21 protein-coding genes are annotated in these 22,954 nt (G+C 51.3%); 12 read left to right on the top strand and 9 right to left on the bottom strand.

Features of this window, described 5'->3' with window-relative positions:
* Positions 1-22: 22 nt before the first annotated feature.
* A complete protein-coding gene (locus AB8516_RS09490; RefSeq protein ID WP_369160142.1) occupies positions 23-3,121 on the top strand; it encodes an efflux RND transporter permease subunit in 3,099 nt (1,032 codons plus the stop codon).
* Positions 3,122-3,212: 91 nt separating this feature from the next.
* Here AB8516_RS09490 and AB8516_RS09485 read toward each other — a convergent pair whose 3' ends face one another.
* From AB8516_RS09485 to AB8516_RS09465, 5 genes are all read right to left on the bottom strand, one after another.
* Positions 3,213-4,418 (bottom strand): GGDEF domain-containing protein, encoded by a 1,206-nt coding sequence (locus tag AB8516_RS09485; RefSeq protein WP_369160140.1) that lies wholly within the window; start codon positions 4,416-4,418, stop codon positions 3,213-3,215.
* A 168-nt stretch (positions 4,419-4,586) separates the two neighbouring features.
* On the bottom strand, positions 4,587-5,714 hold the full coding sequence (locus AB8516_RS09480; RefSeq protein WP_369160138.1) for an NAD(P)/FAD-dependent oxidoreductase: 1,128 nt from the start codon (positions 5,712-5,714) through the stop codon (positions 4,587-4,589).
* A 440-nt stretch (positions 5,715-6,154) separates the two neighbouring features.
* Positions 6,155-6,388, bottom strand: a complete 234-nt coding sequence (locus AB8516_RS09475; RefSeq protein ID WP_108291045.1) for an ATP-binding protein — start codon at positions 6,386-6,388, stop codon at positions 6,155-6,157.
* Between the two features lie 225 nt (positions 6,389-6,613).
* A complete protein-coding gene (locus AB8516_RS09470; protein ID WP_369160136.1) occupies positions 6,614-7,672 on the bottom strand; it encodes an efflux RND transporter periplasmic adaptor subunit in 1,059 nt (352 codons plus the stop codon).
* Between the two features lie 14 nt (positions 7,673-7,686).
* Positions 7,687-8,043, bottom strand: coding sequence for a S24 family peptidase (locus AB8516_RS09465; protein ID WP_108289552.1), 357 nt, complete (start codon positions 8,041-8,043; stop codon positions 7,687-7,689).
* A 218-nt stretch (positions 8,044-8,261) separates the two neighbouring features.
* On the opposite strand from AB8516_RS09465, the gene AB8516_RS09460 reads away from it, so the two are divergent.
* The 5 genes from AB8516_RS09460 (at position 8,262) to AB8516_RS09440 (ending at position 14,382) form a co-directional block, all read left to right on the top strand.
* Positions 8,262-10,085: an ABC transporter ATP-binding protein/permease gene (locus AB8516_RS09460; RefSeq protein WP_108289551.1), complete on the top strand. Its 1,824-nt coding sequence runs from the start codon at positions 8,262-8,264 to the stop codon at positions 10,083-10,085.
* A 109-nt stretch (positions 10,086-10,194) separates the two neighbouring features.
* Entirely contained in the window at positions 10,195-11,340 is a 1,146-nt protein-coding gene (gene cca, locus AB8516_RS09455; RefSeq protein WP_369160133.1) for a multifunctional CCA tRNA nucleotidyl transferase/2'3'-cyclic phosphodiesterase/2'nucleotidase/phosphatase, read from the top strand.
* A 32-nt stretch (positions 11,341-11,372) separates the two neighbouring features.
* Positions 11,373-13,046 carry a GAF domain-containing sensor histidine kinase gene (locus AB8516_RS09450; RefSeq protein ID WP_369160131.1) on the top strand — a complete coding sequence of 558 codons (1,674 nt, stop codon included), beginning with the start codon at positions 11,373-11,375 and terminating at the stop codon, positions 13,044-13,046.
* A 6-nt stretch (positions 13,047-13,052) separates the two neighbouring features.
* A complete protein-coding gene (locus AB8516_RS09445; RefSeq protein ID WP_369160129.1) occupies positions 13,053-13,703 on the top strand; it encodes a response regulator in 651 nt (216 codons plus the stop codon).
* A gap of 214 nt (positions 13,704-13,917) precedes the next feature.
* Positions 13,918-14,382: a rhodanese-like domain-containing protein gene (locus tag AB8516_RS09440; protein WP_369160127.1), complete on the top strand. Its 465-nt coding sequence runs from the start codon at positions 13,918-13,920 to the stop codon at positions 14,380-14,382.
* 110 nt (positions 14,383-14,492) lie between these two features.
* Here the strand turns inward: AB8516_RS09440 and cysG are convergent, their stop codons facing one another.
* Entirely contained in the window at positions 14,493-15,917 is a 1,425-nt protein-coding gene (gene cysG, locus AB8516_RS09435) for a siroheme synthase CysG (RefSeq protein WP_369160125.1), read from the bottom strand.
* Between the two features lie 181 nt (positions 15,918-16,098).
* Here cysG and AB8516_RS09430 point away from each other — a divergent pair, with 181 nt between their 5' ends.
* The 3 genes from AB8516_RS09430 (at position 16,099) to AB8516_RS09420 (ending at position 17,315) form a co-directional block, all read left to right on the top strand.
* Entirely contained in the window at positions 16,099-16,425 is a 327-nt protein-coding gene (locus AB8516_RS09430) for a rhodanese-like domain-containing protein (protein ID WP_369160123.1), read from the top strand.
* A gap of 151 nt (positions 16,426-16,576) precedes the next feature.
* The gene (locus AB8516_RS09425) at positions 16,577-16,807 is read left to right on the top strand and encodes a sulfurtransferase TusA family protein (protein ID WP_068987885.1); all 231 of its coding nucleotides are present in this window, start codon (positions 16,577-16,579) and stop codon (positions 16,805-16,807) included.
* A 25-nt stretch (positions 16,808-16,832) separates the two neighbouring features.
* Positions 16,833-17,315, top strand: a complete 483-nt coding sequence (locus tag AB8516_RS09420; protein WP_069121822.1) for a sulfur carrier protein DsrE2 — start codon at positions 16,833-16,835, stop codon at positions 17,313-17,315.
* Between the two features lie 400 nt (positions 17,316-17,715).
* Here AB8516_RS09420 and AB8516_RS09415 read toward each other — a convergent pair whose 3' ends face one another.
* Positions 17,716-19,017, bottom strand: a complete 1,302-nt coding sequence (locus AB8516_RS09415) for an OmpP1/FadL family transporter (RefSeq protein WP_369160120.1) — start codon at positions 19,015-19,017, stop codon at positions 17,716-17,718.
* A gap of 325 nt (positions 19,018-19,342) precedes the next feature.
* Between AB8516_RS09415 and AB8516_RS09410 the strand changes: the two genes are divergently transcribed.
* From AB8516_RS09410 to AB8516_RS09400, 3 genes are all read left to right on the top strand, one after another.
* Positions 19,343-20,251 (top strand): selenium metabolism-associated LysR family transcriptional regulator, encoded by a 909-nt coding sequence (locus AB8516_RS09410; protein ID WP_369160118.1) that lies wholly within the window; start codon positions 19,343-19,345, stop codon positions 20,249-20,251.
* Positions 20,252-20,359: 108 nt separating this feature from the next.
* On the top strand, positions 20,360-20,743 hold the full coding sequence (locus AB8516_RS09405) for a hypothetical protein (protein WP_369160116.1): 384 nt from the start codon (positions 20,360-20,362) through the stop codon (positions 20,741-20,743).
* A 35-nt stretch (positions 20,744-20,778) separates the two neighbouring features.
* On the top strand, positions 20,779-21,849 hold the full coding sequence (locus AB8516_RS09400) for an AI-2E family transporter (protein ID WP_369160114.1): 1,071 nt from the start codon (positions 20,779-20,781) through the stop codon (positions 21,847-21,849).
* Between the two features lie 47 nt (positions 21,850-21,896).
* On the opposite strand, the gene AB8516_RS09395 is transcribed toward AB8516_RS09400, so the two are convergent.
* Positions 21,897-22,091: a DUF2892 domain-containing protein gene (locus AB8516_RS09395; RefSeq protein WP_069121826.1), complete on the bottom strand. Its 195-nt coding sequence runs from the start codon at positions 22,089-22,091 to the stop codon at positions 21,897-21,899.
* Between the two features lie 154 nt (positions 22,092-22,245).
* Complete coding sequence (locus AB8516_RS09390) at positions 22,246-22,926, bottom strand: Crp/Fnr family transcriptional regulator (RefSeq protein WP_369160111.1); 681 nt, start codon at positions 22,924-22,926, stop codon at positions 22,246-22,248.
* Between the last annotated feature and the right edge of the window lie 28 nt (positions 22,927-22,954).

Here is a 22,954-nt window from a genome sequence, read left to right as displayed (position 1 = left end):
ATGAGTGTTAACAGGCCCTAGCATGAAAAAAGCCTTAGGCAGAGGTCTGGCCAGCTGGTCAATACACCATCCGATCGGTGTAGTGATGATAACACTCGCATTCATGGTGCTGGGCCTCATGGCGCTTGGTCGTCTGAGCGTGGACCTTCTTCCACATGTCGTTTACCCGTCAATTGCGGTCAGGGTGATAGATCCCGGTGTGCCTGCGAAGATTATGGAAGATCAGGTCACACGTCATTTGGAAGAACAACTCTCGATAACTGAAGATGTGATCCATATAGGTTCGAGAACGCGTGAGGGGCGTAGTGAGGTCGATCTGGCGTTTAAGTATGGCACGGATATAGACCAGGCACTGCAAGATGCAAGTACACGTTTGGATCGTGCCAAGCGCTTTCTGCCGGACGGTATCGATCCACCGATTATCTATAAACATGATCCGTCCCAACTGCCGGTGGCGGAATACGTCATCAGCTCATCTCTGCGCGATCCAGTGGCGCTGCGCAGTTGGGTGGACTATGAGTTCAGCAAATCATTTTTGAATCTGCCAGGTGTCGCGGCCGTTGAAGTGGGCGGAGGGTTGGTGCGAGAGATCAACATCTATGCGGACCAGCAGCGTATGACTGGTTTGGGTATGCATCTATCCGACCTGACTGATGCCCTTAGGTCATCGAACGTCGAGACTGCCGGGGGCCGGCTTATTACTGAGCAGGCCGAAATCAGTGGCCGGACTGCAGGTCGATTTCGGTCTGTGGATGATATTCTGCAGTTACCGTTAAGACGCGTAGGGGATGATGATACAACCACCCTGATTCGGTTATCAGAGGTTGCTCAGGTGGTGGATGGCGCGGAAGATGAACGAATGCGCATTCGCCTCAATGGTCTTCCTGGAATAAAGCTATCGATACAAAAGCAGCCCACTGCGAATACGGTTGATGTGGTGGATCATGTTACGTTCAGGTTGGAGGAGCTTAAAGATCAGGCGCTGATACCCAAGGATATCCAAATACACCCTGTCGATGACCAAGCCCGATTTGTACGGCGGGCACTCGATAATGCCATCAGTTCGGCAATGACTGGTGCGGTATTGGCGATGGTGGTTGTATATCTGTTTTTAGGCAGTATCCGGCGCATGTTGATTATTGGGTGCGCCATACCGATCGCAATACTCGTTACCTTTATACTGATGTCTAGTGCCGGCCTGACGCTTAATATCATGAGCTTGGGAGGGTTGGCCTTAGGTGTCGGTATGCTGGTGGATAGCACCATAGTGATGTTGGAAAATATCTACCGTCACCAAAGGGAGAAGTCAAAAAGTGAAAAGGCCACTCAAATATCCAGCTATGCCGCGAGTGAAGTAAACAGTGCAATTGTAGCCTCGACAACTACCAACCTGGTGGCCGTTTTGCCGTTTCTTTTTGTTGGCGGCCTTGTTGGGCTGCTTTTTCGTGAGTTGATCTTTACCATCTCTGCCGCCATTTTGGCGTCAATGATCGTTGCCTTGACTTTGGTGCCGGCACTTTCCGGCAGATTGTCTATTGGCCTTAAAGACCGGTTAAGGCAGGTAATTGATAATCTGATGCTGCAGCTGCAGGCCGGCTACTCCGGTTTGGTTGAGATTTTACTGCGGAAACCGTGGCTGCCTCTGGTTGTATTTGTGTTGTTGCTTGTATTCGCATTATTCAAGCTGGTGCCGGAGAAGCAGATATTCCTGCCACAGATTGATGAGGGTCGTATCAGCATAAGACTTGTTGCAGATCGCGGCATCAATTTGAAAGGTATGGATGATCTGGTGTATCGACTCGAAGAGATAATAAGGCGCCAGCCGGAAACGGAATCCATATACTCTCAGATAGGCGGGTTCGTATTTGGTCGTTCACGCTATGAATCAGTCAACAGGGCCAGTATCAAGGTGATTTTAAAGCCCGCCCGTATGAGACAAATCAGTAGTCGGGCCTGGGTCGACCGTGTCAAAAAAGAGATCAAACAGGCCAAATTACCCGGATTGTGGATGGGTATGAGGGTACAAGGTGTACGTGGAATCCGGCTAAATTGGGGTGACGATGACCTTAGTGTACGAATAAAGGGACCGGATCTGGATGTTCTGAGCCAGCTTGCGGTGGAGGTTGATGAGAGGCTTGAAAAAGTATCCGGGCTAAGCAATGTCGAGAGCAGCAGTGATGATATTACACAGGAGATCATAGTCTCAGTGGATCGTCAGCGGGCAGCCTATTTCGGTATTGATGTGGATGAACTGGGAGAAATCGTCAGTCTGGCGCTGAGTGGTGAGGTGGTTACGGATTACCTGGAGGGGGGGCGAAGTATACAGGTAAGAGTAAGGTTGTTGGATTCGGATATCGCTACTCCCGCCGATCTTGAATCTATCGTCATATTCAGCCAAACCGATCCTTCAGTGCCGATACGCTTAGGGGAGTTGGCCAAGATAGAGTTATCGCCATCCTTTGTGACAATCAGGCGAGACCAGCAACAGAGAATGTCTGAAGTTAGCGCATCGTTGGGTGGTGATCTGTCATTACCGGAGGCGATATCGGAAGTGAGAAGCATTGTTGCGGCTATGGATCTGCCAACCGGTTACGCCATAAATTACGGAGGTAGTGTGGAGGTTATGAAAAAAGGACGAGACAATGGAATTCTGCTGCTCTGTCTGGCGCTTTTTCTCGTGTTGGTTGTGATGTCGGTTCAGTATGAATCACTGAGAAATCCCCTGATAATCATGTTTTGTGTACCTTTCGGTTTGATCGGTGTCGGGATAGGATTGAACTGGGCGGATTTGCCAATCTCCATGCCGGTTTGGCTGGGACTGATCATGCTGGCTGGAATTGTAGTGAACAACGCTATCGTGATGGTTGAGTATATCGCATTGCGAAGAGATGCGGGACAGGATAAGAATGCCGCCATAACAGAAGCGGCTCAGCTCAGGTTGCGACCGATTCTAATGACTACACTGACAACGGTTGCCGGAATGACGCCGTTGGCATTGGCGCTGGGAGAGGGATCGGAAATGTTGCAACCTCTGGCTGTGACATTGATATCCGGGCTCTCCTTCTCCACCTTCGTTACACTGTTGTTGATACCATCGGTCTATCGACTGATCGGCCGGTGATGAACAATCAGTGATTGTTCAATCTTCATTTTAATGATTGAAGCGTGCCTCTCACACGACCACGACGGTCGTGTCTTGCAAATAACGGTAGTTATTTGTGGCTGACCCTGTTCCTGCCCAGCTGTTTTGAAGTGTAAAGTGCATCATCCGCTCTCTTTATCAGCGAGTCTGCATTATCCCCTACACGGTAGCTGGTGACACCAAAGCTGCAGGTTACCGGTTCATCAACCTGGAACTGAGCCTGTTCGATAGTCGTTCGCAGGCGTTCGGCAATCTTGAGTGCTGTATCCGAATCAGTGTCCCGGCAGATGATGATGAACTCTTCACCTCCCCAGCGACCGATGCTGTCATTGCCCCTGGCCGACGTTGACAGGGCATGGGCTACACCTCGAATCACATCGTCACCGGCTTGATGCCCATAGTGATCGTTATAGTGTTTAAAGCGATCGATATCGAGGATGATCATTGCGAGTGGGAATGGGCGGTGACTCGTCTCAACCAGGTACTCTTCAATGATTTGATCGATCTTACGCCGATTATAGAGCTGGGTGAGGGCGTCGATCTCGGAAAGTGTGGCCAGCTCGCGGTTTTTTTGCGCAAGTTGCTTTTGTGTCTCCCGCAGCTTATCCAAAGCGTTATTCAACTCGGCATTCTGTGCCTGAAGAATCTGCTTTGTGAGTGCTTTTGATGCAATCAGCCTGAATACTCTTGCAATGTATACCGCCAGGACAACAAAGGCTGAAAGAAAGACGAGTTTGAGAATAATATTGACGTTGCTGACACGCTCGGAAACGAACTCTTCGGTAATGGTCCCGAGTGCAATGGTTTGATCATGGATGGCGAGGGCGACAATCAACAGGTAAGCGCCGATACTGAGCAAACCACTGGCCAGGGTCAGTATTGGAGAAAATCGCAGGGTCGAGAGGCCAATCCAAAGAAAATAAAGAACAAAGGCTTCTGTCTTGAAGGTGCGAAAGGTGCCGAAACTATAGATGACGATGGATAACAACAGGATGTCGATGCTTACAGACGGGTACTTGATCCAGCTGGGCGGGTTTGGATCTTTCAGCTTAAAGAAGACAAAGATCCCGTAAAAGAGGTTGATGAGTGATGCCGATATAATGGCATTGAATGAGTGTGCCGGTAGCTCTTGACGTATGCCAAAACCCACCGCGAAGTAGAGAAACGTCAGCAATAACCGGGCATAATTGGCATAGCGTTCGCTTTTTCGCTCTTCATGTAACAGCAGCTCTTTTAGTTGTGTTTCAGAGACAGCATCATTGATTGCACTACTCATAACTCCATTGATTCCTTGTCAACCTGAACAAACATCTCCCTGCCATATCCTGCAGTCATAACACGGTTTCCATGCCTGTTGCATGATTTAGTATACAAACCGTGCCATATATTTCCCTGCTGAATTTATGGTTATCGCCCTCATTGAAGTGTCGGACACAATGTATGGCTAGCGATATTGGCGTAAGTACCACCATTCGAACAGTCGCTTCAGCCAATGAAAGATTGTCATATTCGGCATCACGATGTTTTTATTTTCGGTTCGTGCCACGAGCATTCCACTGGTTTGGCTGTCTACAATACATACCAGTTCCACTTTAAAGGTCTCGCTTGGCGTTTCGCCCTTGAATTCAGCGAGCAGGTTTTTGGCTGCCGCTGTAGCCTGAAGATCAGCCATATGGGCCTGTTTGGGCATCCACTCCGGGCCCGGGAAGCTGCCTGAGTCACCCGCAACATAGACGCTGGACATGCCTTCGACCCGGCAATTGGCATCGGCCTTGATCAGACCCCCGGATGATCGTGGTAATTCAGTATTGTCGAACCACTGGTTACCGGTCATGCCAGGCATAAAGAGAATCAGGTCGGCATCGAAGCTGCCTCCCTCAGTAACAACGCTTGTTGCCGTGAATTCCACCATTTTATGTCCGAGATGGGTTTTGATGTCTCGTTTTTGCATCTCCTGGATCAATCCGCTAACAGCCTTGGGACCCAGCCGTTGGCCAGGTTTTTCCGCTGGTGTGAAAAATATGAGTTTGAACCTGTCACGCCGTTTTTCGAGCCTCAATTGACGATCGATGCCAAACAGGAATTCGAACATCGGCCCGCCACGCATTGCACTTGGCTCTTTGGGATTACCGGAAAATCCTATGGCAATGACACCGCTATCCAACTCTCTGAGGCGATCACGGATTTGCATTGTAGCTGCGATGCCTTCACAAGGTGTTATGGCGTTTTCGATCCCAGGCAGTTTTTTTATGAAGCGGCCTCCCGAAGCGATGATCAGACCATCGTTCTCAACTTCACCATCAGTGGTTTGCAGGATCCTGCCATCACCACTGAGTCCGGTGGCTTCGGCAAGATGGTGTTCAACCCGCATGCGTCTAAAAAAAGGCCCCAGAGGAATGATGAGATCATCGGGTTCGCGTATACCTGATGGAATCCAGATCGAACCTGGAAGGTAGTGAAATTCCGCTTTGGGACTGACGACGTTTATCTCAATCGACTTATTCTTGGACCGAATGGTCTTGATAGCGGTCAGTGCCGCAAAACCGCTGCCAACTATGGTTACTCTTTGCATTCCTTAAACTCCGAATGTTTTTTAAGTTTCTACATATCACCGGTAAGGGCTGACAGATCTTTCTTTTTTTCTCTTTGGCTGAGAATATACGTGATTCCGAGCCAAGTCGGAATTTACATTCCCGCATCCTTTTCAAACAACATAGTCGGTTAGGGGATTTACAATCTCCAAGCCCATTATGGATCCGGCAAAATTATGGTCTGCAGGGGTAGAATCCGACAAAAATTCCCCGGTTGACGCCATGCGTGGAAAACGTGAAGGGTTGTGTTCCGGGCAGAGGGGGCTTATCGGAAATCATCTCTAGTGCTGTGTCCCATATTATTCGATGATTTCTGTGTGATGAGCAGCCATTATCCGCCAGGCGCGTGGCGCCGGGAATGGTGGACCCTTTCCATGCAGCGCGCCTGGAGGGGTGATAGATTCGAGATCAACTGCGCCTGTCAGAGACCGATCAATTCGGCATGCAGTCCTTGAAAGTGGGTTATAGCCAACAGGTCTTGACTGTTTACCCGTTCAGGGTTGTACTCGATCACAAACAGATGCGGTCGCTTGGGGTCGTTATGAACCGAGACGACGCCGTCCCGCACGCGAAATGCGTCCTCCAGTTGAGCGAGGCCGTCGCTATCCAGCGTTTCATCCACGTGTAGAGTGACATCCGCGAGATCGATATTCATGATTTCTCCCTCTCATATCCGTGCTTGAATATTGTATGCCAGATATAACCATTCCAAAGCGGTATTGCGCTTGTTAATGGCGATTGGTCTATTTATTGAATTTAACGTTTATGGCCGACCCCCCAACACGTGTAATCATGTGTGAGAGTCCGGCTTTTCTATTAGTATAGGAAATGTTTTGCTGGAAGTATTGCGCCTGGTTGCCTGGGGATATCGTGCAACCGGTCAATTTACGGGTTCTACCTTCATGCCTGGTTCGAGCTCCAGGAATCCTTTGGTGACAATCCGGTTGCCGGTCTCCAAACCCTGTACGATTTCAATCCTGTCGGCAATCCGCATGCCGCTCTTTATCGGTGCCCGCTGTGCCTGCTGCCGCTCATCGAGCCTGAAGACAAACTCTCCCTCGGTATCGCGTTGCAGTGCATTGAAAGGGACAGTGATTCGGTCCCGTGTCGCGGTTTGCAGCATGACCCGACAGAGTTGACCTGAACGGGCACCGTTCGGGATCGGTTCAAGAACAACCTCAATTGTTCCCATGCGTGTCTTTTCATCGAGTTCAGGATAGATCCGGTGAATCCTGCCGCTGAAGGGTTGTTCGCCAAGGCCATCTATCCGTACAGTGACCGGATCATCGCTATTCAACTGGGGCAGCAACAAGTCAGAGACCAGGATCCTGATGATCAGGCTCTCGGGATTAATGATAGTCATCAGGTGGGTGTGGCGAGGAACCACATCCCCGGGCTCCACCAGGCGTTCGCTGACAACGCCGGCGAAGGGAGCGCTGATACGCGTGTATCCCAGTCTTGTCTGCAACACCCTTTTCTCCGCTTCGGCTACGCTGAGATCTGTCTGTGCCTGCGCCAGCTCGTCCTGGGATACCGCCAGCCGTTTCGCCAATTCCTCCTGGCGTTTGAGGTTTAACCGCATCTGTTTTGCGGTGGCCACCGCCTTCTCCAATTCCGAGTTAAGCAGCTCCTCATCCAGCGTGACGATGGTCTCACCCCCAGCCACACTGTCGCCTTCAAAAAATGGCAGTTTGGTTATTCTGCCCTCTTCCTGGTTGAATATTCGAACAGTCTGACGGGGTTTCAGCGTACCGTTTCGTTCATGGACGGGGCCCAATGCCCGAAGCTCGACAACTTCGATGGCTACCAGATGTGTCTTATCTTCATCCTTGACTTGTTTGCCATGCGCACTCTCGGTTGATGACTGCGAACAACCAACCAGCAGGATTGATAGGAGCGCGATGCCGGGTACGCTCAGGTAATGGGGTATGGTCCTCATCAGCGAATCGCTGTTCAGGCCAGACCGACCGGCTTAGGCGGTATGCCGTTGGGTACGTAGGGGTGGTAGTGTTTGACTTTGCGTCCGACGTTACGCTGCACGATTACACCGATGATCTTAAACTCGCCATCTTTGAGAGGTATGTCGGGATAACCCGATTTCAGTGCAACCAATCTTTTAGCTGACTCCCCCTCGGATATGTATTGTCGGAACCAGCGCTCGCCTTGGGCTTCAGCCACAACGAAAGCACCGGTAGCGCAAACTTCGGAAGGCTCGATAACGATAATGCATTTTTCGGGAAATTCCGGTTCCATGCTGTCATCCAGTACCTGTAGGGGGTAAAGTTCGTTGTAACTGCAATCTTCACTCATCGATAATCACTAACTGTATCTGTTTTGGGGTTGCCAGGCTGACCCTCGTGTATTAAACGGCGCTTTGGTTGCTATCAATCGCTCCTGTTGGCGCTGATTTTAATCGATTTTAAATGGCGTGAAAGGACTTAAAACCAGAAAAACAGCAGGTGAAAGCGCATACTGGCACTAATTTCGATAAAATTCCGCTTCCAATCCACTCTCTTTCCAATATTAGCATGGTCCACTCATCCAAAAGCCAACCTCAGGTCCACAAAGACCGGCGTGACTACCACAATCTTCGTAACATGCTGCCATTTTTATGGGAGTACCGTGGACGGGCCCTGCTTGCCTTGGGATGTCTGGTGCTGGCTAAGCTGGCCAATGTGGGTATCCCGCTGGTGTTGAAAGAGATAGTCGACGCCCTGGATAAGGGTGATGAAACCCTGTTGGTACTGCCGCTTTTTTTCCTGCTTGGCTATGGGGCGCTACGTCTCAGCAGCTCGTTGTTCAACGAGTTGAGGGATGCCATCTTTGCGCGCGTGCGATATCGAGCGATGCGTAATCTCTCCAACCGCGTGCTTGCCCACCTGCATGAACTGTCGTTGCGGTTTCATCTGCAGCGTCAGACAGGTGCGATCAGTCGCGATCTGGAGAGGGGTACGCGCTCTGTTAGCACGATATTTAACTATCTGGTGTTCAGCATCATCCCCATGGTAGTCGAATTCGGCCTGGTGGCAGTGATCATGCTTAGCCAGTATGAGGTCATTTTCACCCTCATCACCTTTGGCACAGTCGCTGTCTACGTCGCCTTTACCCTGGCGATTACCGAGTGGCGTATGGAGTTTAGGCATACCATGAACCGCCTGGACTCACAGGCCAACAATCAAGCCTTCGACAGCCTTATCAACTACGAGACAGTTAAATATTTCGGCAACGAACCGTTGGAGTTGCGGCGCTTCGATGAAACGCTTTCACAATGGGAGGACAACGCAGTAAAGAGCCAGACCTCAATGTCTCTGTTGAATTTCGGTCAGGGTGGGATCACCGCCATCGGGGTAACTTTCATTATGCTGTTAGCCGCCAACAGCGTAGTGAAGGGGAGTATGTCGATCGGAGATCTGGTGCTGGTGAATGCGTTTATGTTGCAACTGTTTATACCGCTTAACTTTCTAGGCATGGTCTACCGTCAGATCAAGTACTCGCTTGCCGATATGGACCTCATCTTCAAACTGCTCGAGGAGCAGGCGGAGATAACCGATGCGAAGGACGCCAAACAGTTGCAACTGGTTGCTGGGGAAGTCAGGTTCGAACAGGTCGATTTCCACTATCAACCGGAAAGGGAGATTCTGCATAAAGTCGATTTCACGATAGCTGCCGGTGAGAAGCTGGCCGTGGTGGGCCATAGCGGGGCCGGTAAATCCACTCTGTCTCGACTCCTGTTCCGGTTTTATGACGTTACCGACGGACGCATCAAGATCGATGGACAGGATATTCGACATGTCACCCGCAGCAGTCTGCGTTCAGCGATTGGCATCGTGCCGCAGGATACAGTGCTCTTCAATGATACGATTCTCTATAATCTTGCCTATGGCCGGCCGGATGCCAGTCATGAAGATATCGAAGAAGCTGCACGCATAGCGCACATCGCTGAATTCATAGAGCTGTTGCCGGACGGCTACCGGACGGTTGTGGGTGAGCGCGGACTGAAACTGTCGGGCGGTGAAAAGCAGCGGGTTGCCATCGCGCGTGCGATGCTTAAACGACCGCGCATTCTGGTTTTCGATGAAGCGACCTCTTCGCTTGATACCAAGACAGAGCAGGCGATTCAGGAGACACTAGGAGAGGTGGCGAAGCACCATACAACCCTGGTGATTGCCCATCGCCTCTCCACGGTGGTGGATGCCGACCGTATTCTGGTCATGGAGGGGGGGCGCATCATGGAGCAGGGCAAGCACCATGAATTACTCGGGATGGGCGGTCTCTATCATCAGATGTGGCAGCTGCAGCAAAAAGAGAGACAGGCGTTGGAAATGATAACAACCACGGATTCAGTAACGTGATAAAGCTTCACTACCAATATGGTGTCCACAACCGCACACCGTGGATGCGGGCGCCGGTCGGTGTGATGTCTTTCCAGTCCGGGGAAGGCTATATCCACGGGTGGCATGAATGAAGATCTACCTGGTCGGTGGTGCGGTGCGTGACCAGCTATTGGATCTGGTGGTCACTGAGCGTGACTGGGTCGTGGTCGGATCAACCCCTGATGAGATGCTGGACGCCGGTTTTCGGCGTGCCGACAGTGAGTTTCCTGTGTTCCTGCATCCCGAAACCGGTGAGGAGTATGCCTTGGCACGCACCGAGGTGAAGACGGCGACGGGTTATAAAGGTTTTCAGGTCGAATATGGCCCGCATATCACGCTTGAACAGGACCTGCTGCGAAGAGATCTGACCATCAATGCCATGGCGATGACTGAGGGTGGAGGCTTGATCGATATCTGCGGCGGGCGTGATGATCTCGACAGTGGCGTGCTACGTCATATTACAAACGCATTTACCGAGGATCCGGTACGTCTGCTGCGGATTGCGCGATTCGCCGCCAAGTTGGGTTGTTGGGGGTTTCGGGTGGCGCACGGAACCCATGCCCTGATGAAAAAGATGGCGCTTTCAGATGACCTGCTGAGCTTGAATGCGGAACGCATTTGGCGGGAGATGAAGGGTGCATTCTCAACCCCGCAACCCTGGCGCTTTTTTGAAGTCCTGCATCGTTGTGGAGCGCTGCAACGGTTGCTTCCAGAGCTGGCAGAAGGGATGGTTTCAGGTGGCCATGGAGAAAAGACAAGGGACGAATTTACGGCGCCACTGAAGCGGGTTGCAAATGAGAGCGAAGATCCCGTAGTTCGGTGTGGCGTGGCATTGTTCGATACCGCCTCGCGCCTCGCGCAGCCGGATCAATGGATGCGGCAACTGCGCATCGAAAAGGCGGATCGGCAATTACTGCATGACTTGTTGCGATTCCATCGGCTCTCCCAGGAAGCGGAACAAGCCGAGCAAATACTCCGATTCGTGGCGATCCTCAATCCAAAGCGACAACCCGTGCGTTTTCGCCGCTTTGTTGCGGCATCGCACGGTTTGTGGCCGCAGCAGGTGGAAAGTCTGTTACCCAAATTGGAATATTCGGCTGAACTCCTGGGTTCACCTATGCCTGAGGAACTGGTCCTTTCCGGACTGGAGGGGCAGGCACTGGGTGAAGCACTGTTTGCCTGGCGTGTGGTCAGATTGGAAGAGGTGATGAGCCAAACCCGCGGGTCAAACTGACCGTAATTCCGGGTTCGTGATAGAGTCTGTCTATGCAAGCCGAAGAGGAACAGCTGTCGATGAACAAAGTCCCTGACATTGCCGGGGGTAATGATCGTCCGCAAGATAAATTAACCTGGATCGAGGGTTTGATCGATTCGAAGCACTGGCCAAGCCTGAGAATCCTGTTTACCGGTAACCTGCTCCTGCCCATATCGATTTTGGGTGGCAGTGTCGTGGCAAGCCTGTTTACTGTATTGATAATGTTCAGTTATCAGCAGGGACGTTCCACATTGCAGGTTGTACTGTTGTTAAGCATAGTGTTGACACTCTTTTCCCTGATATTGGTGCTGATACGCCTTCGCAGTCAACTATTGCATCCACTGTCGTCGCTGGAACAATTCGTCAATCAGGTCTGTCAGGGCGAACCGGTTGCCAGCAAGGGTCATGAACAGACCGGTGTGCTCAGCGGCATGGCCCGCGATATCGATAGTCTCAGCGAGGAGCTTACCGATATCTACGAGGATATGGAGGTTCGGGTGGCCCGCCAGACAGCACGACTCGCCCAGAAGACCACCTCCCTGCAAGTGTTGTACGATGTGGCGGCGGGTATCAATCAGTCGGAAAATCTTGACGAGCTGCTATTGGAGTATATGGGTGTCTTCAAGCGCATGGTAAACGCCCGTTCAGCCACCGTGCACCTGGTTTTGCAGGATGACCGGGTACGCCAGGTCGGCTGTATCGACCTACAGGGAAGGCTCTACAATGAACAGGAGATGCTGCCGATAAAACTCTGTCAGTGCGGCATCGCACTGTCTCCGGGTGATATTCTCTGCAGCCAGGATGCCCGTGTCTGCTCCCGCAGAAATAACCGGACCATGTACGGGGCGAATGAGGTTGAGCGTGTATCGGTGCCTATGTGGTATCACGGTGACGTACTTGGATTCTATCATCTGTATGTGGACAAACCCGGCATCTACGACGGCCGGGAGGACGTGCTTGATATCCTGAACACCATTGGCAGTCATCTTGGTATGGCGGTCGCCAAACAGCGCTCGGACTCGGAAGCGTGGCGCTTGTCGATCGTCGAAGAGAGAACCTCATTGGCCCATGAACTGCATGACTCGTTGGCGCAAACCATTGCCAGCTTGCGCTTTCAGGTCCGTATGCTGGAGGAAACGTTGCAAAACAATCCGATCTCCGAGAAGGCAATCCAGGAGGCGCAAAGAATGCACAATGGGTTGGATGAGGCCCATGACGAGTTAAGGGAGCTGATCAACAGCTTCCGGGCTCCCTTTGACCAACGGGGGTTGGTACCGGCGCTGAGCAAGCTGGTAGAGCGTTTCAATCAGGAGACAGGCATACCTGCCTTCTTTCAACCCGATTGCCTTAAAACGGATTTGGATACCAGCCAGGAGATGCAGGCGCTGCGAATTGTGCAGGAAGCGTTGGCCAATATTCGTAAACACGCCAAAGCCCACACAATCCGCGTCTTGTTACGTTGCCGCAGTCCGGGTAGTTATCTGATTCTGGTGGAGGATGACGGTGTGGGTTTTGAGGGAGCAGTGCCGCAGGGAAATCCTGGAGAACACATCGGGCTATCTATTATGGAGGAGCGGGCCAGGCGAGTCGGTGGTGAATTGTCGATCGAGAGTGAACCCGGTGAGGGTACCCGGGTAGAGTTGGTGATCCGCAATGAAAAAAATGAAGCAAGTCTACAGAGGTGAAACAAGATGCGGGTATTACTGATAGATGATCACGCCCTTTTCCGTATCGGCTTGCAGGAACTGCTGGAGCGTCGTGGCATCGATGTCATCGCCATTGGCGATTGCCTGAAGGGGATCGAGACTGTGGCGACGGAGCGTCCGGATGTGGTGCTTCTCGATATGCGTATGCCTGACATGACCGGCACCGAGGTGTTGAGCGTGCTGCGTAAGCACTATCCGGATATGCCAATCAGCATGCTGACGACCAGCCGTGAAGAGTCGGATGTCATTGAGGCCCTGCAAAATGGCGCCCAGGGTTATCTGCTGAAGGATATGGAACCCAATGAATTGATTGATGCGCTGCAGCAGATTAAACAGGGGCAGACGGTTGTCGCAAAGGAGCTGACCGGCGTGTTGGCTAAGGCAGTACAGGGGGAAAGTCAAGGCAACTCACCACCGACCTCTTCATTGGATGAGCTGACGCCCCGTGAACGGGAGATCCTTTGCCACTTGGCTGATGGTCAGAGCAATAAGGTCATCGCCCGCAATCTGGGTATTTCTGACGGTACGGTAAAATTACACGTAAAAGCGATACTGCGTAAACTGGAGGTCCATTCCAGGGTTGAGGCAGCGGTGATCGCAGTAGAGCAGAATCTCTGTTCTCGTGGACAACTTTGACTTGTGTCATGCATGACATTTATCAGGGCATGAAAACAGAAAATAGGTTTTTCTGTCATCTACGATTTCAATCATTTCAATCGAGGGAAAATAGCGGAACGTCCCCATACGGCAGGAACCCCCGTGCCAATCTGAGGTTTCATTGCATTGCCGGACGAAAACATAGTCTCAGCAGAGCCTATTGGATCAGTGTTAAAAGGCCCTAGAAAGATAGATGAAAAACTTCTTAAACTTGATCAGTGACAGTCTCACTGATGTCAAAGAGATAATGCCTTGGGATCTGGAAGAACGGATGCAAGACAACCCCGGGTTACTGATTGTCGATGTGCGTGAACCCTATGAGTATGACGCGATGCATATCGAGGGTTCGCTCGCCGTACCCCGGGGTATTCTCGAGTCGGCATGCGAATGGGACTATGAGGAGACGGTTCCGGAACTGGTGAATGCGCGGCAGCGTGAAATCATCGTTGTCTGCCGCTCCGGCTATCGCAGTGTACTCGCCGCATATTCCATGCATGTACTGGGTTATGAAAATGTAGTCTCTCTGAAAACCGGTCTTCGGGGTTGGAACGACTATGAACAACCTCTTGTGGACAAGCTGGGTAAGGCGGTCGAAATCGAGCAGGCCGATGACTATTTCACACCCAAACTACGCGAGGAACAGCTCAGACCAAAATAATAGTTATGAGTTTTTAGTTATTAGTTTTGAGTTGAAAAGTTTGCTTTTCTAATTGTTTATCTCCCTTATTCAACTCAAAACTAATAACTAAAAACTCATAACTCTAGAGTCTAGTAGTCGACCGGCGAGGTGGCGCCCTGTTCCGAATGGGGCGGCGCTTCATACCATGCCAGTTTTTCCTGCAACTCCACTACATGGCCGACGATGATCAGGGTTGGCGGTTTTGGACGTTCCTGTTCAACGATATCCATAATCGTGTCAAGCGTCCCCGTGAATACCCGTTGCATATGTGTTGTGCCCTGTTGAACCAATGCGATCGGCATTCCCCCGCCGACACCATGATTCTGTAGTTCTCGACAGATGACAGGCAGGCCAACCAGACCCATATAGAAGACAATGGTCTGATTCGGTTGTGCCAGCATTTCCCAGTTGATATTCATACTGCCGTCTTTCAGATGGCCGGTAACAAATGTCACCGACTGGGCGTAGTCTCTGTGGGTCAGGGGTATGCCGGCATAGGAGGCGCAGCCGGAAGCGGCGGTTATGCCTGGTATTACCTGGAAAGGGACCCCCTCTGCGGCCAGGGTGTCGATCTCCTCACCGCCGCGTCCGAAAATAAAGGGATCTCCACCTTTCAGTCGCAATACCCGCTTACCCTGCTTGGCGAGTTTTGCGAGCAGTTGGTTGATCTCTTCCTGACGCATGGTGTGTTTGTCACGCTCTTTACCGACGTAGATGTGCTCTGCGTCATGACGGGTCATATCCAGAATCGGTTTGGCTACCAGGCGGTCATAGATAACCACGTCTGCCTGTTGCATCAAACGCAGGGCACGGAAAGTCAGCAGATCCGGGTCGCCGGGGCCGGCGCCGACCAGGTAGACCTCTCCTGTCTCATCGGGTGAAATGGGTATACTCAGTGCCTTTTCCATCAACTGGTCGGCTTCGTCGTCATGACCGGAGAATACCCGTTCAGCAACTCCCCCTTGGAGAATGCGGTCCCAGAACAGCCGCCTCTCTGCGGGCTCTGCGAAACGCTCCTTTACCCGTTGTCGAAAGCGATTGCAGAGTTGTGCCAGGCGACCATAACCTGCAGGTATCAAGGATTCGAGACGGGAGCGGATCAGACGCGCCAGGACGGGTGAGGCGCCACCCGTGGAGATTGCGGCGACAACCGGAGAGCGATCAATGATTGAGGGTACGATGAAACTGCACAGTTCCGGTTGATCGACCACATTGACCGGTATGCGCAGATTGCCGGCTATCTCGGCAATGTGTCGGTTTACCGCGGAGTCGTTGGTGGCCGCGATGGCGAGATGTTGCCCTGACAAGTCCTCATCCCGGAATTCTCTGGCCAGGTGTGTATATCGTCCCATATCACGCCAGGTGGTGAGGTTGTGGCATAGATCGGGGGAGATCAGAGTCACATCGGCACCCGATCTCAGCAGCAGCGCCATTTTTCTTTCAGCAATGGCCCCACCACCCGCGACCAGGCAGGAGCGATTCTTCAGATTGAGGAAAATAGGGAAAAATTCCATAATAAAAACAACCAGATAGTGTAATACTCGACGAGTTTGGTTTTATTGACCGTGACTCTATCATGACTCAATCACCCTGAAAAACCTAAGCTTAACTGAGGTAATATAACTTGCAATATTTAAACACATTAATATACTAATTAACCCTGTTATTAGTTTTCAAAAGGCGAAACGGCAAGTGATGATTCAGGAAATTGATGCTCACGATCTTCAGGCCCGTATCAACGAGGGCGATGACTTCCTGCTGCTGGATATCCGTAGCGCGGGTGAAATCGCTCAGGGGGTACTGCCAGATGCAGAACATCTGCCGATGCATCTAATACCTTTGAAAATCAGCGATTTGCCAAAAGACAAAGCGATCATACTCTACTGTCACAGCGGAGCGCGTTCCTATCATGCATGTGCCTATCTGGCCCAGCAGGGATTCCAGAACGCAATCAATCTGCGTAGTGGCATATTGGGTTGGGCAAGATCGGGCTTTCAACTGGCCGCCAGACTGGCGAGTTAGTTATCGACACTGGCTATCAGTGATAGCGCAGTATTCATTGACATTCGGGCTGCCCGGTCACTTGCGTTTGTCAGACGCATGACATATAAAGGTCCGTCTGTTTATTAACGACAAACATAACCACATTAAGATTATAGCTGGAGGTCATACCATGGCAGATTTTGATCAAGAACTGGACGCAAGCGGGCTCAATTGTCCACTGCCTATTCTGCGTGCTAAGAAAACCCTGAATGGTATGGAATCCGGCAAAGTATTGCACATCATCGCTACCGATCCAGGTTCAGTGAAGGATTTTGAGGCGTTCGCCAACCAGACCGGCAATGAGTTGATGGAGTCTAAAGAGGTCGGCGGTAAATTTGAATTTCTGATCAAGAAGGCCTGATTGGAGTTATTCAGGAGACAACACAATGTCAGACGAAAAAAAGTTAGCCATAATCGCAACGAAAGGTTCCCTTGATTGGGCGTATCCTCCGTTTATTCTGGCCTCCACCGCTGCCGCCCTCGGCTATGACACTGAAATATTTTTCACCTTCTATGGCCTGCAGCTTCTGAAAAAGAATCTCGACCTGGAGGTGACGCCACTGGGAAATCCCGGTATGCCGATGCCGATGGGTATGGATAAGTGGTTTCCGGTACTGGGTCTGGCTCTGCCGGGAATGCAGGGCATGATGACCGGTATGATGAAGAAAAAGATGGCCTCCAAAGGGGTAGCGGATCTCACCGAATTACGCGAGCTTTGCCAGGAAGCCGAAGTCAAGCTGATTGCCTGTCAAATGACGGTCGATCTGTTTGAGATGAACACCAGCGAGTTCATAGACGGTATCGAATATGCGGGTGCCGCACGCTTCTTTGAATTTGCGGGTACCAGTGATATCTGCCTTTACATCTAACCCGTTGTAAAATGCAGTCACGGCGCCGCCCCAAAAGGGCGGCGTTTTTTTTTGGCGCAGAAAAAGATTCTACCCCTGATTTGGTGGGAAACAGTTGGAGAACAAGCCGCAAATGGACGCTAATCACCGCAAATAAAAACGCAAATTGTCTGCCAAGAAAGCCGACCAATTAATTTCAAACCCAATGCCATGGTTTCTGTAAACCTTAGGAATTCTTGATTCAATTGAAAAGGTAATGGATTGCGTGGTAACCACGCATATTGTCATACCATTGCGATATTTTGCAGTGATTAGCGTCCATTTGCGGCTTGTTGTTTTACGTTGTAACGATCTGCGGAAAAGGCAAAAAAAAAGCCCCAAGCGGGTACCCGGGGCTCGATGTTTATGAAAACGTGTCTGCTTACATGAACTGTCTCTTGATGCCGATGCCAAACAGGTGGACACTCGAATCATAATCACCATTGACGGCGCTGGTACCGTTGGTTTCGCCGGCATCCGGTGCCGCATGAACGAACGTCGGATCGATATCCAGCGTTCTGTCATCGAATTTGACATACATATAACCGGCATCGATGGTCCAGCCGTTGCTCAGGGTGTGTCCCACTCCCAGGCTGAAGAGTTGGCGATCCGCATCGGGTATGCGTGGGCTGTAAAACTTATCATCCTGCGGCGTTTCATCGAAGGTGTATCCGATGCGCAGTTGGGTTGCCTGGGTGAAATCGTAGCTGATACCGATACGGTAGGCATTGGCGTCATCCCATTGGTTGAGACTGGTGACGATATTGGTGCCCAGTTGATCCTGGTCGACGACGAGTTTATCGAACGAACTCCAGCCCGTTCGCGTGACATCGAACTCAATGGCGAGTTTGTCCGTAGCCTGGTTTCTAACCCCGACCTGCAGACGCCAGGGTAATTTGAGATCGGCATTTACCTTGTTCGTCAGGAAAGAGGGTAGCGCACCTGCCGGCAGTTCGACCGTGCCCTCTACCGGAATATTTGCCTCTGAGTGGTAACTGCCGCCAAAGCTCCACCTGCCCTGGTCGACCATGAACCCCAGATTGAAGCCCACACCGCGACCGTCACCTTCCAGGTCGGCTGCGGGATTTGAACCCGGCATGCCGGCATTGATATCACCGTTGAAGATGACTTCGCGCATCCAATAGTAGTCGACACCACCGGAAAGGCTGGCATTCTCGTTAATTTTGTAGGCCACACTGGGGGAGAAAGCGACAATCTCCAGCTTGCTCTGTGTCGGTATGGTGGTGCCGGGTGGATACTGTGCATCGAATGTTCCCGCGGGCCATTCAGTCTCCAATCCAAAAGGTGCGTTGACGGACAGGCCAAGAGACCAGGTTTCATTGAGCTGTGTAAAGGCGGTAAAGGCAGGAATCGCTACGGTATCGTTTGCCTCGCTGTCTACGGTTCCGGATCCCGTATCGACGCTCAGGTCCGGCACAACCAGCAGCAGGCCAAGTTCCAAGGCACTACCCGTATGAAATGCCATGGCAGCGGGATTATAGGCGATGGCTGAGAGGGAATCAGGGTTTGCAACCATGGCATTGGAAAGGGCAAGGCCGGTAATGTTCAATTCGGGAACCGCAAAACCTGACGCCTGAGCTGCCTGATTCATCGTCAGCAAGGCTGCACTGCAGGCCAGCGCCAGCTGAGAAATCTGAAGGGTTTTCTTATAGTGTGTCCGCATATTTCCTCCGCCGTGATTATCAATTATTGTAAACCTGCCCCGATCACCCCTGCATACTTGTCGGTGAGCCGGGCCGTTCTGATGCGACATAGGCGTACCCATTGGAGTCGCATTGAGACTGATTTTGTGAGGCTAGAGGATTTTTCATCGAATTACCATGTTTTCAAGTCCTGAATTTACATCTTGAGCGGTGCTTTCCATAACGATTTCTTCCAATATCGCCTCATCCCTGTCAGTTTGCCTTAACAACTCCCATAGCCTGATGAGATATGGTATAAATTGAGTTTATCTAGATTAAAGGCTGGTTGATAGGACCATAAATACAATGGCGGATCGAAGATTACAAGTTTTTCATACGGTTGCGCGTCTATTAAGTTTCACCAAAGCGGCGGAGACCCTGCATATGACTCAGCCGGCCGTGACCTTCCAGGTACGTCAGCTTGAGGAGTATTTCAATACCCGCCTGTTTGACCGTACCCATAATCGCATCAGCCTGACAGAGGCTGGTGAACGTGTGTATGAGTACGCTGACCGGATTTTTGATCTCTATGCCGATATGGAAAACTCCGTTCGTGAGATGACGGGTGAAATCAGGGGAGCACTGACAATCGGCGCCAGTACAACGATCGCCGAATATATGCTGCCCGCGCTACTGGGTGATTTCGGCGCCCGTTACCCGGAGGTCACCATCCACTTGCGGGTCTCTAACTCAGAAGGCATCGTCTCGATGGTCGAGAACAACACAATCGATCTGGGTGTTGTCGAAGCCCCGGTCGGCAATAAGAATCTGGTAGTGGAGATGTGTCGTGAGGATCATCTGGTTGCGATCGTGCCACCCAGTCATGACCTGGCCAATCTTGAATCGGTAGAGATAAAGAAACTTCTTGAATACCCGTTTATTTGCCGTGAAGAGGGGTCGGGCACCCGGGAAGTGATCAATGAATATCTTGAAAACAACTCCTGCGATACTGCGATGGACATCTCTATGGAGCTGGGCAGCCCGGAAGCGGTGAAAGGTGCAGTTGAAGCGGGGATGGGGGTCTCCGTGGTCTCCCGTGCCACTATCCAGAAAGAGTTGAAACTGGATACCTTGCGCGCCATCAATCTGATGCCGAAGCTGGAGCGTCCTTTCTCTTTTGTTCATCAAAAGCAGAAATTCCGGCTGCGTGCCATGGAAGAGCTGCTCGATTTTGCCAGGGGTTATTGTGAAGATCACGCCGAGGAGCAGCTCTAGTATATGACATTACAGCAGGGCCGATTGGATTAATGTTAACAGGCCCTAGTAGCCCGGTCATTGTGACAGCGTTGTCTTATCGATAACGACGCAGAGGACGGAATCATTGTGCATTTTGTTCCAAAACAGCAGAAACTAGCGGCTGACCAGCAGCGGTTACTGGACCTCTTCGATCGGTTGGACTCTCAGCAACGACAGACCCTGCTCTCCTTTGCCGCTTTTCTGTCGAGTCAGGAGAGTGTCGAGGGTGAGCCGGAGGAAGAGGGGATTCATGAACCAATGCAGATCGAACGGCCTCAGGAGGAGTCTGTTGTGAAGGCCATCAAGCGTCTTTCAGAAAGCTATTTCATGCTCGAAAGAGAACGGTTGCTTGATGAAACGTCGTCATTGATGATGGCCCATATGATGCAGGGACGTGATGCCGTATCGGTCATCGATGAGTTGGAGGCACTGTTTGCCCGGCACTACCAAAATTATCTTGATGATCGTTAACAGACCCTCTGTAGTGCCTTCAAGTAGGTAGTCCTATGCAGGTTGTAACAAATTGGTTCAAGCGTTACTTTTCCGATCCTCAGATCGTCTTCCTGACGCTTTTTCTGCTGCTCTTTTTTGGTGTCGTCATCACCATGGGGGATATGCTCGCCCCGGTGTTGGCAAGCATCGTTATTGCCTATCTGCTGGAGGGCGTTATTTCTCAGTTGGAGAAACGCTCATTTCCAAGATTTCCCTCAGTACTGATTGTATTTATCCTGTTCCTGTTGTTTGTCACGCTGGTCATGTTTGGCCTGATGCCGCTCCTGTCCAACCAGGTGACAGAGTTTCTGCAGCAGTTGCCGATCATGATTTCCATGGGGCAGCAAGCACTGATGCAACTGCCGGAACGCTATCCCGATCTGATTCCACAGGAGCAGGTCGATCAGCTTATCCAACAGATAAGGAATGAGATCGCCTCATTTGCACAACAGGCCGTCACCTGGTCCCTCGCCTCGGTCGTCGGTGTGATCACATTGATCGTCTACCTGATTCTGATGCCGCTGCTGGTATTCTTTTTTTTGAAGGACAAACACCTGATCATCGATTGGTTTGTGATGTATCTGCCCAGGCATCGACGCTTTGCAGGTACTGTTTGGAACGATGTGGATAAACAGATAGCCAACTATGTCAGGGGTAAATTCTGGGAAATCGTCATTATCTGGGCGGTCAGCTTCGTCACATTCAGACTGCTTGGATTGAATTATGCTCTTCTGCTGTCGATGATGGTGGGGCTGTCGGTGATCATTCCATACATCGGGGCGGCTGTGGTCACTATCCCTGTACTCTTCATCGCCTGGTTTCAATGGGGCTGGAGCAGTGACTTTGCGTGGCTGGCTATGGCTTATTTCGTCATCCAGGCGTTGGACGGTAATGTGCTGGTGCCTCTGTTGTTTTCCGAGGTGGTCAATCTGCACCCGGTTGCGATCATAGTATCCATCCTGGTGTTTGGCGGATTCTGGGGCTTTTGGGGTGTTTTTTTCGCAATTCCCCTGGCCACATTGGTACAGGCTGTTTTGGTCGCTTGGCCAAAGAGAATCGAGGAAGAGGTGATTGACAGGCCCTAGCTTGCGCCAGGGCTGTAGGATTAGCGTAAATTTATCACCTGGCCGTTTCAGGCCGTCTTCTTGGTGTTGATTCCGAACAGTGTCCACAGGGGACAAAAGGAGACGAGGCCGGTGACCAGGGGAACCGCACCGATTGCGCCCCACCAGTTGATGGGGTCACTCAGAAGAAAACCCCAGGCGAGAATCGCCAAACCTGCGACGATTCGGATTATTCGTTCAATACTGCCGATATTTTGAGTCATGATCCGCTCCTTAATTTATTGACTGGTCAAAAGCGATACGCCCCCACTAAATGGATGTGCTACGAGCATCCCGGCGTCGTTGAGGATTGAGCATACCTGGAGCAATCAGCTTAGTATGTGACAAAGTCACACACTGTCATGCGTGGTTGAGTCGTTACTCAGTGCTTTTTTCATTCAGATGATCCCGGTCCTCCAGGGTTATTGCGCCCCGGGTGATTGAGATCAAACCCTGTTGCTCGAAGTCCTTTAATATTCGACTCACCACTTCACGGGAAGTGCCGAGATCGGAAGCAATCGATTGATGTGTGACCTGCATGCGGTTACTGACGTTGTCGGTATTCTGCAGCAGGTAGCCTGCGAGCCTGCGGTCCACTCGCCGGAAAGCGACCTCTTCGACAACGCTGATCACATCACTGAGTCTTTCGCTGATAAGCCGGAACAGATAATCTCTCCAGGCTTGCTCAGTATTTGACCAGCGTACGACATCGGATGTTGATATGATCACGGCCTGTATTGGCTGTTCGCTGACGGCAAAAGCCGGGAAGGGCTTTTGGCTCATGATACAGGAGGCGGTCAGGATGCAGCTTTCCCCGGGACCAATCCGATAGAGGGTAATCTCTCTGCCGTTTTCACCGATTTTATAGATCCTGGCGGTACCTTCGATCACCAGTGCCAGGTGGCTGCACTGCATGCCTTGCTGGCATATCGGTTGATCAGCTGGCAGATGTATGACTTTAGTACTGCCAAAAAAATGCCGCACGAAATCGGCATCGGCACACTGTAAAAAGTGAAACTGTCTGATTAGCTCATCAATGACTGCAGGATCAGTTATCATGGCGGACGCGGGTTTGAGTGACGGTCGA

Origin of the sequence: Candidatus Thiodiazotropha sp. LNASS1 (assembly GCF_964212655.1) — a bacterium.
In the GTDB taxonomy this organism is placed as follows: Bacteria; Pseudomonadota; Gammaproteobacteria; order Chromatiales; family Chromatiaceae; genus Thiodiazotropha.
This window is presented reverse-complemented; position numbering and strand designations above follow the sequence as displayed.